Origin of the sequence: Pseudomonas sp. GL-B-19, assembly GCF_019956415.1 — a bacterium.
GTDB lineage: Bacteria > Pseudomonadota > Gammaproteobacteria > Pseudomonadales > Pseudomonadaceae > Aquipseudomonas.
This window is the reverse complement of record NZ_JAHBDK010000108.1, coordinates 120,326-134,847: the sequence shown is the minus strand read 5'-3', so window position 1 is coordinate 134,847 and position 14,522 is coordinate 120,326. Positions and strand designations below refer to the sequence as shown.

The window sequence follows — 14,522 nt, the reverse complement described above, 5'->3', positions numbered from 1 at the left end:
GAGCATGCGATCAAAATTATTCATCATGGGCCGTAACCTCCGCACTGATAGGGCTGGCGTACTCGGCTTTGAGATGGCCGTCCTGGTCCAGGAGCCAGGCATCCATGATTTGACGCACCACTGGCGCGGCGACCCCGGAACCGGACTCGCCGTTCTCGACCATCACCGACACCACGATTTGCGGGTTGTCGGCCGGCGCAAAGCCGACAAACAAGGCGTGGTCGCGGTGACGTTCCTGAACCTTGGAGCGGTCGTACTTCTCGCCCTGCTTGATCGCGACCACCTGGGCCGTACCACTTTTCCCGGCGATCCGGTATTGCGCGCCAATCGAGGCCTTGCGCGCCGTACCGCGAGCGCCGTGCATCACCTGTTGCATACCGTGGTTGACCTTGGTCCAGTCCGACGGATCGCGCAGAACGATATTCGGCATCGGATTTTCATCCTTGGGCTTCTCACCTTCGACCGTCTTGGCCAGGTGCGGACGGTTCCACACACCTTTGTTGGCCACCAGTGCCGTGGCCTGGGCCAGTTGCAGCGGCGTGGACTGCATATAGCCCTGACCGATCCCCAGGATCAGGGTTTCGCCCGGGAACCAGGCCTGGCGACGGGTCGCACGTTTCCACTCGCGGGACGGCATCAGGCCCGGCGATTCTTCGAACATGTCCAGCGAGACCTTTTGGCCGATGCCGAATTTACCCAGATACGCCGACAAACGATCGATCCCCAGCTTGTGAGCCAAGTCATAGAAGTAGGTGTCGTTGGACCGCATGATCGCCGTGTCCAGATCCACGTAACCATCGCCGGTACGGTTCCAGTTACGGTATTTGTGATCGTAATTGGGCAGTTGGTAATAACCGGGGTCGAACACGCGGGTCGACGCGGTGACCACTCCCGAATCCAGGCCGGCAATCGCCACCGCCGGCTTGATGGTCGAACCCGGTGGGTACAGACCACGCAGCACGCGGTTGAACAGCGGCCGGTCGATGGAGTCGCGCAGTTCGGAATAGGCCTTGGAACTGATGCCCGTGACGAACAGGTTCGGGTCGAAACTCGGCTGGCTGACCATCGCCAGCACTTCGCCGGTTTTCGGGTCCAGCGCCACGACGGCACCACGACGACCGCCCAGTGCCGCTTCGGCCGCTTCCTGCAATTTGATGTCCAGGCTCAGGACGATGTCCTTGCCGGAAATCGGCTCGGTACGCTTGAGCACACGCAATACGCGGCCCCGAGCGTTGGTTTCGACTTCTTCGTAACCGACCTGACCGTGCAATTCCGGCTCGTAGAAACGTTCGATGCCGGTTTTGCCAATTTGATGGGTGCCGCTGTAACTCACAGGATCCAGTGACTTGAGCTCTTTCTCGTTGATTCGCCCCATGTAACCCACCGAGTGCGCAAAGTGCGCGCCCTGCGGATAGTGACGAACCAGCTGCGCGACCACTTCCACGCCCGGCAGGCGGAACTGGTTCACGGCGATCCGGGCGATCTGTTCTTCGGTCAGCTCGAACAGAATTGGCACCGGCTCGAATGGCCGACGCCCCTGACGCATGCGTTTCTCGAAGATCACCCGGTCCTCGGGTGTCAGCTCCAGCACTTCGACAATCACATCGAGCACTTGCTGCCAGTCGCCGGAGCGCTCGCGGGTCATGCTCAGGCTGAAGCTGGGCCGGTTATCTGCCACCACCACGCCATTACGGTCGAAGATCAGCCCACGGGTGGGTGGAATCGGCTGCACATGGACGCGGTTGTTTTCCGACAGGGTCGAGTGGTACTCGTACTGGATCACCTGCAGGAAATACAGCCGCGCAATCAGCACACAAATCAGCGCTACTACCGCAATTGCACCGAACACGACGCGACCACGCACCAGACGGGCGTCTTTTTCGTGGTCCTTGATACGGATCGGCTGAGACATGAGGGCAGAACTACTTGTGGTAAGGGTGGCCGGACAAGACTGTCCAGGCACGATACAGCTGTTCGCCGATCAGGATTCGCACCAGCGGGTGCGGCAACGTCAACGGCGACAATGACCAGCGCTGATCGGCTCGGGCACAGACTTCCGGCGCCAGCCCTTCGGGGCCGCCGACCATGAAATTCACCGTGCGCGAGTCCAGGCGCCAGCGATCGAGTTCGACCGCCAACTGCTCAGTGCTCCAGGGCTTGCCGTGGACTTCGAGGGTGACAACACGCTCATTCGGCCCGACCTTGGCCAGCATGGCTTCGCCTTCCTGACGGATGAAGCGCGCCACGTCGGCGTTCTTGCCACGGGTATTGAGCGGTATTTCCACCAGTTCCAGCGCCAGCTCGGACGGAAGACGCTTGGCATATTCATGCCAGCCTTCTTCCACCCACTTGGGCATCCGTGAACCGACGGCGATCAGTCGCAGTCGCACAGCGGGCCCTTATTGCTGGTCTTTGTTGAGCTTGATGAAATGCTCGTGGGTATTTTCCGGGCTGTGGTGAGCCGCGTTCAGGGCACGGCTCTGTTCAGCGCCGGACCACAGACGCTCCAGGTCGTAGAACTGGCGAGCCGAGGCGGTCATCATGTGCACGATGACATCATCCATGTCCAGCAGAACCCAGTCGCTGTCGCCCTTGCCTTCTTCACCCAATGGCTTGACGCCCTGGGCTTTGACGGCTTCGCGAACCTTGTCCAGCATCGCGCCGATCTGGCGGTTGGACGTACCGGTAGCGATGATCATGAAGTCAGTGATGCTCTGCTTTTCACGAACGTCGATCACCTGAATGTCCTGGGCCTTGACGTCTTCCAGGGCCGCAACGGCAACCTTGACCAGTTCTTCACCGGCCAGCTCCGGGCCGGTCGGTGCTACTACTGGCAGTGGGGCGCTTTTGAATGTGCCTTTGCGCTTTACTTTAGTTACGTCTTTGTTCGTCATATAAAACTCGTTTTGCTCGTATGTTCGGGGGCTTCGATACACGTGTTCACGTGCCTTGAAGCGCGCCTCTTTTCAGTTCGACGCACGGTAAAGTCCGTGCGCATCGATGTAGGCCAGGACCGCGTCGGGCACCAGGAAACGTACCGACTTACCGCTGGCCAGCAGTTGACGGATCTGGGTGGCGGATACCGCGAGCGGTGTCTGCCAGACGAATGCAATCTGTCCGCTCGGCCCTTTGAGGGCCAGCGGGTCGCTCACCGAGCGCGCTGCCAGCAGGTTGCGCAAGGCATCCGGCGGTTCGCTGTCGGCATCCGGGCGTTGCAGCACCAGGATGTGGCAATGCTGGAGCAACTCTTCCCAGCGGTGCCAAGTGGGCAGGCCGCAAAATGCGTCCCAGCCCAAAAGTAGAAAAACCTGGGTCTGGGCGGCCAGTTCGGCGCGCATCAGCTCCAGGGTATCGATAGTGTAGGACGGTTTGTCCCGCTGCAATTCGCGGGCGTCCACCACCAACGGCGCCACACCGGCCACCGCGCATTCGACCATCGCCAGGCGGTCTTTGGCCGACACCTGCGGCGTACCACGATGCGGCGGTCTGGCACTGGGTGTCAGACGCAACTCATCGAGCGCCAGCGATTCGGCGACTTCCAGCGCACCGCGCAGATGGCCGATGTGCACCGGGTCGAACGTACCGCCCAGCATGCCAATCCGGCGAGGTTGAGGCTCGCTTGCGGTGGCTGGGACTGTCGGGTCGAGGTCGCCCAAGTCAGACCGACGCCTGGCCGCGCAACTGGCCATCACCGACCACGATGTACTTCTCGCAGGTCAAACCTTCGAGACCCACCGGGCCGCGGGCGTGCAGCTTATCAGTAGAAATGCCAATCTCGGCACCCAATCCGTATTCGAAGCCATCGGCGAAGCACGTCGGGGTGTTGATCATCACCGACGACGAATCGACCTGCGCGACAAAACGCCGTGTGTCAGCGAGGTTTTCGCTGACAATCGAGTCGGTGTGATGGGAGCCGTGCTTATTAATATGCTCGATCGCCTGGTCCAGCCCGTCGACTACGCGGATCGACAGAATCGGCGCCAGGTATTCGGTGGTCCAGTCTTCTTCGGTGGCCGCTACAGCATCGATAATCGCGCGCGTGCGCTCGCAACCTCGCAGCTCGACGCCTTTTTCGCGGAACTGGGCAGCCATCGATGGCAGGAAATCTTTGGCAACGGCTTGATCCACCAGCAGCGTTTCCATGGCGCCGCAGATGCCATAACGGTACGTCTTGGCGTTGAACGCGATGCGCTGGGCTTTCGCCAGATCGGCATGTTCACTCACGTAAACGTGGCAGATGCCGTCCAGGTGTTTGATCACCGGCACGCGGGCGTCACGGCTGACGCGTTCAATCAGGCCACGGCCACCACGGGGCACGATGACGTCGACGTATTCCGGCATGGTGATCAGTGCGCCAACGGCGGCACGATCGGTGGTTTCGACCACTTGAACCACGGCGGCTGGCAGTTCGGCTTCGGCCAGACCGCGCTGGATGCAGGCGGCGATGGCGCGATTGGAATGGATCGCTTCGGAGCCGCCACGCAGAATGGTTGCATTGCCAGACTTGAGGCACAGGCTGGCGGCATCGATGGTCACGTTGGGACGGGATTCGTAGATGATCCCGATCACGCCCAGCGGCACGCGCATTTTACCGACCTGAATGCCCGACGGGCGGAAGCTCATGTCGCGAATAGCGCCGACCGGGTCCGGCAATGCGGCCACCTGGCGCAGGCCGACGATCATGCCGTCGATGCGTTCCGGGGTCAGCGCCAGACGCTCCAGCAGGGCCGGCTCAAGACCATTGGCGCGACCAGCGGCCAAATCCAGTTCGTTGGCCGCCGTCAACTCGGCGCGTGCAGCGTCCAGCGCATTGGCAGCAGCCTGCAAGGCGCGGTTTTTCTGCGCGGTGCTGGCGCAGCCGATGACGCGAGAAGCTTCGCGGGCAGCGCGACCCAGGCGGGTCATGTAGTCAAGAACGGACTCAGTCATTGTCTGCGGTGGTCTTGGCAAAGAGGAAAGCGGCAGATTATAGCTGTCGCGACTCCCGACTAACAGCGGTGACGGGCGGATGGTCGAAATCGAGGGCAATTTGCCGACGTTCAGCCGTGATTAAGCTGCAAATTGTTATCATCACCGCTCTATAAGCCCTGATAAACGCCGCTCATCATGTCCAACCTGACTGTTCGAGCGTCCGCTACTAGCCTGCCCACCGGGCTTGCGGACGCGTTTTTCGACCGTGACGCGCAAACGCTGGCCCGGGATCTACTCGGCAAAGTCATTCGCCACCGGGTCGGCGACCTGTGGCTCAGCGCCCGGATTATCGAAACCGAAGCCTATTATTTCGAGGAAAAAGGCAGCCACGCCTCCCTCGGCTACACAGAAAAACGTAAGGCTTTGTTTCTGGATGGCGGGCACATCTATATGTATTACGCCCGTGGCGGTGATTCGCTGAACTTCAGTGCCAAAGGCCCCGGCAACGCGGTGCTGATCAAATCAGCCTATCCATGGGTGGATGAACTGAGCGGCCCAGCGAGCCTGGCGCAAATGCTGTTGAACAATCCTGACGCCCAAGGCCGCCCTCGCCCCTCGCAAAAGCTGTGTGCCGGGCAGACCCTGTTGTGCAAGGCCCTGGGTTTGAAGGTGCCGGTCTGGGACGCCAAGCGTTTCGATCATGAAGTGCTTCTCGTGGAAGACATCGGCCCGGCGCCCGCCCACATCATCCAGACCACCCGCTTGGGCATCCCCCATGGCCGTGATGAACACTTGATGTACCGCTTTGTCGATGCGGCTTACGCGCCGTATTGCACGCGTAACCCGCTGCGACGGGGGCAGATCGAAGGTCGCGATTATTTTTTGTTGCCTTGAAGATTGATATCTCCTGTGGGAGCGAGCCTGCTCGCGATAGCGGAGTATCAGGCGACATCCATGTCGACTGACAGCCTGCTTTCGCGAGCAGGCTCGCTCCCACAAGGGATCTGTAGTTTTTTGAAGATTGCGGTCGTCCCTCATGGGACCAATGAACATTTATGGAGTTGTTTTTATGGGCCCATGGCTCGATAGCGTCACCGGTTGGTTGACGGTCAACCCGCAATGGCTGGCTGCGGCGGTGTTTATAGTGGCCTTTGTGGAGTGCCTGGCGATTGCCGGGCTGATCGTGCCCGGCACGGTGTTGCTGTTTGCCGTGGCGGTCCTGGCCGGCAGTGGCGCGCTGTCGTTGAGTGAAACGCTGCTGCTGGGGTTCGTTGCCGGGGTGCTGGGTGACGTCATTTCGTACTTCGTCGGACGGCATTTCCACCAGAACATCCGACGCCTGCCCGGCTTACGCCATCACCCGGAATGGATTGCCGGCGCCGAGGCGTATTTCCAGCGTTATGGCATCGCCAGCCTGCTGGTCGGACGCTTTATCGGACCGCTGCGCCCGATGTTGCCGATGGTTGCCGGGATGTTCGATATGCCATTCCCGCGATTTTTCGCCGTCAGCCTGCTGGCTGCCGCTGGCTGGAGTGTCGCGTATCTGCTGCCCGGCTGGGCGACGGGTGCGGCGATTCGTTTGCCGTTGCCGGAAGGTTTCTGGCCTGAGGCGGGAGTCGTCGCTGGTGCTATTGCCGTCATGGTTGGTTTGAGCGTCACCAGCAGCCTGCGCCGCCATCGCAAGGCGACGATGCTGATTGCCGGGATGAGCCTTCTGATTCTGGCGGGACTGTTTATCGGCTATCCGCACCTGACCGCGCTTGATCAGGGCTTAATGACGTTGGTGCAAGAACACCGCAGCCCGATGCTCGATGAAGTGGCCGTGGTCTTTACGCTGATTGGCGAGTTTCGCAACATGCTGCTGTTCAGCGCACTGCTGACCGGCCTGCTGCTGATCACGCGACAATGGCGGCAGGCAATTTTTGCCGGTAGTACCCTGCTCGTCACCGCCCTCGGCAACACCTTCACCAAGCAATTTTTCGCCCGCGTGCGCCCGGAAGTACTGAGCGATCCACTGACCAGTTACAGCATGCCCAGCGGCCATGCCTCGGGGGCATTCGCGCTGTTCCTGACCCTCGCCGTGCTGGCGGGCCGAGGACAACCACCGCGGATGCGCCTGACCTGGTTGCTGCTGGGCTGCTTGCCCGCGCTGGCGATTGCACTATCGCGGGTGTACCTGGGCGCACATTGGCCGACAGATGTATTGGCCGGCGCTATGTTGGCCGCCTGTGTTTGTGCGGTGTGCCTGTGGCTGAGTCAGCGCCAGACACCGCTCAACGCCATGCCACCCAAGGTCTGGTGGCTGGTGTTGCCGGCGCTGATGGCGTTGTTTGGGTTCTTTGCGTTGCGGCATTTGCCGCACGCGATGTTGCGGTATGCGTATTGACGTGCGACTTATCGGCCGCAATCAGGCAAACAATTCCCCCTGCAACTCATCCAGCAGCGCCTGAATCGCATCCAGTCGCTGCTGCGGATCATCGAGTTGCAGCAGATCGATCTTGTCCACTTCGGCAAACGGCAGAAGATAGGCCAACTGATTAGCCAATGATTGTTGCCCGGTCGCCTCAGTGCCCATGTTCAACGCTTCGACCATCGGGTGTTCGGCCAACGCCTTGAGCAGCGCCACCAAATCGGCGTCTTCTTCCTGCAGCGGCTGTTCAGGTTCGTCTTCAAGCCATTCAACGTCGGCGACGGTCAACTGGTCGCGCTGCACCTCGGTGCGCAAGACATGAAAACGCCGCCCGCCCTGCACCCGAATCCCCAGCAGGCCGTTGTCCTGCTGCTTGAAATCGGTGATCAGCGCTTCACACCCCACCAAGGCATACCCTGCCGGAGCGATGCCGACTTCTTCGCCGTCGAGGATGCACACCACGCCGAAGCCGCCGCCCTGTTTCATGCAGCGGCCGATCATGTCCAGGTAGCGCGCCTCGAAGATCTGCAAGTCGAGGATGCAGCCAGGAAACAGCACCGTGTTCAGTGGGAAAAGCGGCAAGCTCATAGACATTTCCTTACACCACCATCGACACCGCCAACGGCAGGAACACCGCCGTGGCCACACCCATCAGACTCATCGCCAGCGCCGCAAAGGCGCCGCACTCTTCACTTTCCTGCAAGGCCACCGAGGTGCCGACCGCATGGGCGGTCATGCCCAGTGCCATACCGCGCGCCTCAGGACTGTGGACACCGAGCCGGGTCAACAGGCTCGGGCCGAAGATCGCACCGATTACGCCGGTGATCAACACGAACACCGCAGCCAACGCCGCGACACCGCCGATCTGCTCGGCCACCAGCATGGCAATCGGTGACGTCACCGACTTGGGCGCCATGGTCATCAGGATCATGTGCTCGGCACCGAACCACCAGCCCAGCAACACGCCCATGCCCGTGGCCACCACGCCACCTATCACCAGCGTAGTAAATATCGGCCAGAACAACTGCCGAATACGTCGCAGATTAAGGTACAGCGGCACCGCCAGCGCGACTGTCGCAGGCCCGAGCAAGATACTGAGGATCTCGGTGCTCTTGCGGTACTCGGCGTACGTCAGGCCACAGGTCACCAGAACACCGATCACCACCAGCATCGAGACCAGCACCGGTTGCAAAAAGATCCAGCGGGTTTTCTCGAAGGCCGCCAGCACCAACTGATAAGCGCCCAACGTGATGCCGATGCCGAACAACGGATGATGAATCACCGAGTCGAGTGCGCCGTGCCAATCAAGGATCATTGGTCATCTCCGCGATGGGCGTGGCGCTTGACCATGCGCTGCATCAGTACGCCGGCGAAGGCCATGGACAGCAGCAGCGACAACACCAGCGCACCGACGATGGCCCAGAAGTCCGCGGCAATATCCTTGGCATACACCATCACGCCCACGGCCGGTGGCACCAGCAGCAACGGCAAGTAACGCAGCAGGCTGCTGGCCGCCAGGCTCAGCGGCTCGCCGACTTGTCCGCGTGAAATCAGGTACACCAGTAACAGCAGCAAGCCAATAATCGGCCCCGGCAGCACCGGTAAAAACAAGTGGTTGATGGCTGTGCCCAGCAATTGGAACAGCACCAGCCAGGTCAGGCCACGTAACAACATCCGGCATCTCCCGCGCTCTCCCCACCAAGAAGGGGCCGCGCATTATAAGCACGTCAACGCTATGGATCGGCATTCGCCAAAAGCATGGACAGTTGACCGGAGCAATTACCCATGTTGATCTACAGTGGTTCGCAGGGAGGTCAAATCCCCCCACTCGAAAAACTATAAATCCGATGAAACCCAAGGAGAGTCTCAATGCCCTATGTTCCCGTTGCAGAGCTCAAAGATTATGTCGGCAAGGAACTCGGACGTTCCGAATGGCTCACCATCGATCAGGAGCGCATCAACCTGTTCGCAGAAGCCACTGGTGATTACCAGTTTATTCATGTCGACCCGGTCAAAGCCGCGCAAACGCCATTTGGCAGCACCATCGCACATGGATTCCTGTCGCTGTCACTGATCCCCAAGTTGATGGAAGACATCCTCATCCTCCCCGAAGGCGTGAAGATGGTAGTCAACTACGGTCTCGACGGCGTGCGTTTCATTCAACCGGTCAAGGTCGATTCGAGAGTGCGCCTCAAGGTTGACCTCTCCGACGCCATCGAGAAAAAGCCCGGCCAATGGCTGCTCAAGGCCACCACCACCCTTGAGATAGAAGGCTCGGACAAGCCGGCCTATGTCGCTGAATCCCTGTCCCTCTGTTTCGTGTAATCCTCTCGGATGCGAAGCAGCTCACGCTGTTTCGCGACCGTCTCTATATATACGACACATAGCTACGGCATACTCCGTCGCCTAATTGCCCGGATCCCGCTATGCGCTCACTTGCACTCCTTGCCTTGACCCTGTTGCTCACCGCTTGCGGCGATGGCGAATCGCTGCTGCCCCCCGATGCCCGCTTGCCGGACGGTGGACGCTATCGCGGGGATCTGGTCGACGGCTTGCTGCAAGGCCAGGGCCGCATCGACTACCCGAACAAAAGCTGGTACGCCGGCGAGTTCGACAAGGGTCAATGGCATGGCCAAGGCGAATGGCATGGCAGCAACGGCGAGGTCTTTCGCGGGCAATTCAATCAGGGCCTGTTCGACGGCCAAGGCACGCTGACCACACCAGGCAGCAATTACACCGGTGGGTTCAAACTCGGTCGGCGCGATGGCGAAGGCACGCTCAAAGAAAACGGCATGACCTATCGCGGCGAATTCAAGGCCGATCAATATTCAGGGCTCGGTCGTCTCGAACTCGACGACGGCAGCTCCTACCAGGGCCAGTTCACCCAGGGCAAACCCAACGGTGAAGGCCAGCGCGGCGACGCCAGCGGCAATCAATTCACCGGACATTTTGTCAACGGACAACTGGAAGGCAACGGCACCTTCAACAGCGCCGAGGGCGACATTTACGTCGGCGGCTTCAAGAACAATCAACTGCACGGCAAGGGCCGCTACGAGAATGCCGATGGCGATGTCTGGCTGGGCCAGTTCAAGGAAGGCTCGCTGAATGGCAAGGGCGAGTTGATCGGTGCCGACGGCAGCCACTACGTCGGCCGGTTCAGCGACTGGCGCTTCACCGGCCAAGGGCGACTGAACCTGGCGGACGGCAGCTTCTACACCGGCCAGTTCGACAATGACAGTTACTCGGGACGCGGCACGCTGGTGCTGACTGACGGCACCGTGCAAAGCGGCACGTGGCTCAATGGCCAACGTGTGCGTGACGCCGATGGCAAGCTGCTGCCCGATAGCCTGGAGCTCGGTTTGCTGGCTCAAGGCCGCTTGCTCGACGACGCACTGCTTAACGTTCCGAGCTCGACTCCGGCCGTCGAGTTGTACACCCTGACCCTCGGTGGTGACGGCAAACAAAGCGTGTTCCTGCGCGAATCCGATTACGTCAGCAACATGCTCAGCAGCCGCTTCGGTGCGTTTGGCCAGATCCGCCTGGTCAATCATCGCGACCACCTCGTCGACCGGCCGATGGCCACCCGGGAAAACCTGCGCCGCGCCGCGCTGACGCTGGCCGAGCGCAGCGGCCCGGAAGATTTGATCTTCATTTACCTGACCAGCCACGGCACCAGCGAACACGAACTGGTGCTCGATCAACCGCGAATGGAACTGCCCGATCTACCGGCCGATGAACTCGCCGCGGTGCTTGCACCCTTGAAGAATCGCGACAAGATCATTGTGATTTCGGCCTGCTATTCCGGTGGTTTCATTCCCGCCCTCAAGGACGAACGCACCTTGATCATCACCGCCTCGCGGGCAGACCGCGTGTCCTTTGGTTGCTCCGAAGAAGCCAACTCTACCTACTTCGGCGATGCACTGTTCACCCAGGCACTGAACCAGACCGACGACCTGGAGCAAGCCTTCAAACTGGCCAAGGCTACTGTCGCCGAACGCGAACTGGCGGACAGCTTCGAAGCCTCCGAGCCGCAGATGTGGGCGCCTAAAGGGGTGATCTCGCACTGGCAGTTGTTACGCAAGCAGCAGGCACGAAAAGCGCTACAAAGTAGCTCTACCAATAGCAAGGATTCAAAGAGCAACTAAGCTGAACAGTATCAAGGGAGAAACACTATGTACTTGACGCCTCAGCATGTATTGCTTGCCGGAGCTACCGGGTTGACCGGTGAACACTTGCTTGATCGTTTGCTCAATGAGCCCACAATTTCAAGGGTATTGGCCCCTTCACGGCGACCATTGGCCACACATCCGCACCTGGAAAACCCGGTCGGCGACCCGACGGTGTTTCTGCCGCAACTGAACGGCCGCGTCGACATCGCCTACTGCTGCCTCGGCACCACGATCAAACAGGCCGGCTCCGAAGAAGCATTTCGTGCAGTGGACCTGGACATGGTCGTGGCGTTTGCCAAACGTGCGCGAGAAATGGGCGCACGGCACCTGATCGTGATCAGTGCATTGGGCGCCGATCGCAGATCCTCGATTTTCTATAACCGGGTTAAAGGCGAGATGGAACACGCATTGCGCGCGCAGGACTGGCCGCAACTGACCATTTGCCGCCCTTCTCTGCTGCTCGGTGATCGCGTCACGCCACGTCTGGGCGAGAAAATTGCCGGCCCTCTGTCACGCCTGATCCCGGGCAAATATCACGGCATCGAAGCCTGCCAACTGGCCCGGGCGATGTGGCGCTTGGCGCTGGAAGAGCAGGATGGGGTTCGGATTGTTGAATCGGATGAGTTGCGCAAGCTCGGCAAATAACTCTGCGGCGCCTATAAGTCCGTCTTCGCGAGCAGGCTCGCTCCCACACTGATCCGCGTGGGCCACAAATCCAATGTGGGAGCGACGGTGCGACGATTCGACCTGCTCGCGATAGAGCGCGAAGCGCTCTCCTACAACCCACCCGTCGCCTGAAAACTCACCCCTATCACCGTCAGTAACGACAACGGCAATAGTAGCGTGTCGAGCAACGCGCTGGCTGGCAGGTCCAAGCCAGGGTAACTCGGCGCCTCTGCACCAAAGTGGTCCTTGGCACAGCACCCACCGTTCATGGCGTACAAATCCAGACGCGTCCCGGAATACACCAGCGGCGCCCCAGGCTTGGCGGCATCAAGGGTGCGCGCCGTGGCGCAGCCTGTCAGTTGCAACACCAGCAGAAGGATCAGTAGCTTATTCATCGCTGCTCAAATGGTGCTCACCCCAGCGTGGCAGCATGTCCTGCGGAATGTTCAACAGATTGAGAATCCGCGCCACGACAAAGTCGATCAGGTCATCAATCGTCTGCGGCTGATGATAGAAGCCCGGCGAAGCCGGCATGATCGTCACGCCCATGTTCGACAGCTTGAGCATATTCTCCAGATGGATGCTCGAATACGGCGCTTCACGCGGGACCAGAATCAACTGGCGACGCTCCTTCAAGGTGACGTCGGCGGCACGTTCGATCAGGTTGTTGCAGGCACCGGTCGCAATAGCCGACAGCGTCCCCGTGGAACATGGCACCACGACCATCGCTGCGGGCGCACCGGAGCCCGAAGCCACCGGCGACATCCAGTCTTCCTTGCCATACACCTTGATTTGCCCGGCTGCAGCGCCGGTGTATTCGGTGAGGAAGGCCTGCATCATCTGCGGTTTGGACGGCAACGAAACATCCGTCTCGGTCGCCATCACCAGTTGTGCCGCCTTGGAAATCAGGAAGTGCACTTCGCGATCTTCACGCACCAGGCAATCGAGCAGGCGCAAACCGTACTGGGCGCCGGAAGCACCGGTCATGGCCAGCGTGATGCGATCCGGGCCGCTGCTCATTGCAGCGCCTCGGCGAGTTTGCCGTGCAGGCCACCGAAGCCGCCATTGCTCATGATCACCACGTGGGTGCCGGGCTGGGCCTGGCTCTTCACGCGTTCGATGATGCCTTCCAGCGAATCGCTGACAACCGACGGCACAGTGCACAGCGCTGCCGTGCCGGCCAGGTCCCAACCGAGGTTGGCCGGGCCATACCAGATCACCTGATCGGCATCGACCACGCTTTCCGGCAAGCCGTCGCGGTGCGCGCCGAGCTTCATGGAATTGGAGCGCGGCTCGATGATCGCGATCAATGGCGCATCGCCGATGCGTTTGCGCAGGCCATCAAGGGTGGTGGCGATGGCGGTCGGGTGATGCGCGAAGTCGTCATAAATGGTGATGCCGCGTACGTCGGCGACTTTTTCCATCCGGCGCTTCACGCTTTTGAACGCGCTCAACGCGGCGATGCCCATGGAAGGCACTACGCCGACATGACGCGCGGCCGCCAATGTAGCCAAGGCATTGGCGACGTTGTGCTGACCGGTCATGTCCCACTCGACCACGCCTTGGGCGACGCCTTCGAACATCACTTCAAACTTCGAACCGTCTTCGCTGAGCAGTTTGACCTGCCACTGACCGCCAGCACCGGTGGTCTGCACAGGGGTCCAGCAGCCCATTTCGATGACACGTTGCAACGCCGGTTCGGTGGTCGGATGGATCACCAGGCCTTCGCTTGGAATGGTCCGCACCAAATGGTGGAATTGCCGCTCGATGGCCGGCAGATCAGGGAAGATGTCCGCATGATCGAACTCAAGGTTATTCAGGATCGCCGTGCGCGGGCGGTAGTGAACGAACTTGGAGCGTTTATCGAAGAAGGCGCTGTCATATTCGTCGGCTTCGATCACGAAGAACGGTGTGCCGCCCAAGCGCGCCGACACCGAGAAATTCTGCGGCACGCCGCCGATCAGGAAGCCCGGGCTCATGCCCGCGTGCTCCAGCACCCAGGCGAGCATGCTGCTGGTGGTGGTTTTGCCATGAGTACCGGCGACGGCCAGCACCCAGCGACCTTGCAACACATGATCGGCCAGCCATTGCGGGCCGGAAACGTACGGCAGACCTTTGTTCAGCACGTATTCGACGGCCGGGTTGCCGCGCGACATGGCGTTGCCGATCACCACCAGGTCCGGTGCCGGATCGAGCTGGGAAGGGTCGTAGCCTTGGGTCAACTCAATGCCCTGAGCCTCAAGTTGAGTGCTCATCGGCGGATAGACGTTGGCATCGGAGCCGGTCACGTGATGGCCCAGCTCTTTGGCCAACACCGCCATCGAACCCATGAAAGTGCCGCAGATACCCAGAATATGAATGTGCAT

16 protein-coding genes are annotated in these 14,522 nt (G+C 60.5%); 5 read left to right on the top strand and 11 right to left on the bottom strand.

Features of this window, described 5'->3' with window-relative positions; all coding sequences use genetic code 11:
• Positions 1–16: 16 nt before the first annotated feature.
• The 5 genes from mrdA to KGB06_RS29590 form a co-directional block, all read right to left on the bottom strand.
• Positions 17–1,912 carry a penicillin-binding protein 2 gene (gene mrdA, locus KGB06_RS29610; RefSeq protein WP_223521961.1) on the bottom strand — a complete coding sequence of 632 codons (1,896 nt, stop codon included), beginning with the start codon at positions 1,910–1,912 and terminating at the stop codon, positions 17–19.
• Positions 1,913–1,922: 10 nt separating this feature from the next.
• Positions 1,923–2,390 (bottom strand): 23S rRNA (pseudouridine(1915)-N(3))-methyltransferase RlmH, encoded by a 468-nt coding sequence (gene rlmH, locus KGB06_RS29605; protein WP_007937439.1) that lies wholly within the window; start codon positions 2,388–2,390, stop codon positions 1,923–1,925.
• A gap of 9 nt (positions 2,391–2,399) precedes the next feature.
• On the bottom strand, positions 2,400–2,894 hold the full coding sequence (gene rsfS / locus KGB06_RS29600; protein WP_223521957.1) for a ribosome silencing factor: 495 nt from the start codon (positions 2,892–2,894) through the stop codon (positions 2,400–2,402).
• Between the two features lie 72 nt (positions 2,895–2,966).
• Entirely contained in the window at positions 2,967–3,656 is a 690-nt protein-coding gene (gene nadD / locus KGB06_RS29595; RefSeq protein ID WP_223521956.1) for a nicotinate-nucleotide adenylyltransferase, read from the bottom strand.
• 1 nt (position 3,657) lies between these two features.
• A complete protein-coding gene (locus tag KGB06_RS29590; protein ID WP_223521955.1) occupies positions 3,658–4,929 on the bottom strand; it encodes a glutamate-5-semialdehyde dehydrogenase in 1,272 nt (423 codons plus the stop codon).
• A 177-nt stretch (positions 4,930–5,106) separates the two neighbouring features.
• Between KGB06_RS29590 and KGB06_RS29585 the strand changes: the two genes are divergently transcribed.
• Both KGB06_RS29585 and KGB06_RS29580 read left to right on the top strand, forming a co-directional pair.
• Positions 5,107–5,805 (top strand): DNA-3-methyladenine glycosylase, encoded by a 699-nt coding sequence (locus KGB06_RS29585; protein WP_223521954.1) that lies wholly within the window; start codon positions 5,107–5,109, stop codon positions 5,803–5,805.
• A gap of 175 nt (positions 5,806–5,980) precedes the next feature.
• On the top strand, positions 5,981–7,297 hold the full coding sequence (locus KGB06_RS29580) for a bifunctional DedA family/phosphatase PAP2 family protein (RefSeq protein WP_223521953.1): 1,317 nt from the start codon (positions 5,981–5,983) through the stop codon (positions 7,295–7,297).
• Positions 7,298–7,318: 21 nt separating this feature from the next.
• Here the strand turns inward: KGB06_RS29580 and KGB06_RS29575 are convergent, their stop codons facing one another.
• The 3 genes from KGB06_RS29575 to KGB06_RS29565 are packed head-to-tail and all read right to left on the bottom strand — an operon-like array spanning position 7,319 to position 8,995.
• The gene (locus KGB06_RS29575; RefSeq protein WP_223521952.1) at positions 7,319–7,909 is read right to left on the bottom strand and encodes an LON peptidase substrate-binding domain-containing protein; all 591 of its coding nucleotides are present in this window, start codon (positions 7,907–7,909) and stop codon (positions 7,319–7,321) included.
• Between the two features lie 10 nt (positions 7,910–7,919).
• On the bottom strand, positions 7,920–8,636 hold the full coding sequence (locus KGB06_RS29570; RefSeq protein ID WP_140669527.1) for an LrgB family protein: 717 nt from the start codon (positions 8,634–8,636) through the stop codon (positions 7,920–7,922).
• Positions 8,633–8,995 (bottom strand): CidA/LrgA family protein, encoded by a 363-nt coding sequence (locus KGB06_RS29565; protein WP_223521950.1) that lies wholly within the window; start codon positions 8,993–8,995, stop codon positions 8,633–8,635. Before KGB06_RS29565 ends, KGB06_RS29570 begins: the two co-directional genes overlap by 4 nt.
• Before the next feature lie 195 nt (positions 8,996–9,190).
• Here KGB06_RS29565 and KGB06_RS29560 point away from each other — a divergent pair, with 195 nt between their 5' ends.
• The 3 genes from KGB06_RS29560 (at position 9,191) to KGB06_RS29550 (ending at position 12,135) form a co-directional block, all read left to right on the top strand.
• Positions 9,191–9,646 carry a MaoC family dehydratase gene (locus tag KGB06_RS29560; RefSeq protein ID WP_223521948.1) on the top strand — a complete coding sequence of 152 codons (456 nt, stop codon included), beginning with the start codon at positions 9,191–9,193 and terminating at the stop codon, positions 9,644–9,646.
• Positions 9,647–9,747: 101 nt separating this feature from the next.
• Positions 9,748–11,466, top strand: a complete 1,719-nt coding sequence (locus tag KGB06_RS29555; protein WP_223521946.1) for a C13 family peptidase — start codon at positions 9,748–9,750, stop codon at positions 11,464–11,466.
• A 27-nt stretch (positions 11,467–11,493) separates the two neighbouring features.
• Positions 11,494–12,135: an oxidoreductase gene (locus KGB06_RS29550; RefSeq protein ID WP_223521944.1), complete on the top strand. Its 642-nt coding sequence runs from the start codon at positions 11,494–11,496 to the stop codon at positions 12,133–12,135.
• Between the two features lie 131 nt (positions 12,136–12,266).
• Here KGB06_RS29550 and KGB06_RS29545 read toward each other — a convergent pair whose 3' ends face one another.
• From KGB06_RS29545 to mpl, 3 genes are read right to left on the bottom strand one after another with little or no spacing between them, the layout of a single operon-like run.
• Positions 12,267–12,551, bottom strand: a complete 285-nt coding sequence (locus KGB06_RS29545) for a YceK/YidQ family lipoprotein (RefSeq protein ID WP_223521942.1) — start codon at positions 12,549–12,551, stop codon at positions 12,267–12,269.
• The gene (gene ubiX / locus KGB06_RS29540; RefSeq protein WP_223521940.1) at positions 12,544–13,176 is read right to left on the bottom strand and encodes a flavin prenyltransferase UbiX; all 633 of its coding nucleotides are present in this window, start codon (positions 13,174–13,176) and stop codon (positions 12,544–12,546) included. Before ubiX ends, KGB06_RS29545 begins: the two co-directional genes overlap by 8 nt.
• Entirely contained in the window at positions 13,173–14,522 is a 1,350-nt protein-coding gene (mpl, locus tag KGB06_RS29535) for a UDP-N-acetylmuramate:L-alanyl-gamma-D-glutamyl-meso-diaminopimelate ligase (RefSeq protein WP_223521938.1), read from the bottom strand. The genes ubiX and mpl overlap by 4 nt, the downstream gene beginning before the upstream one ends.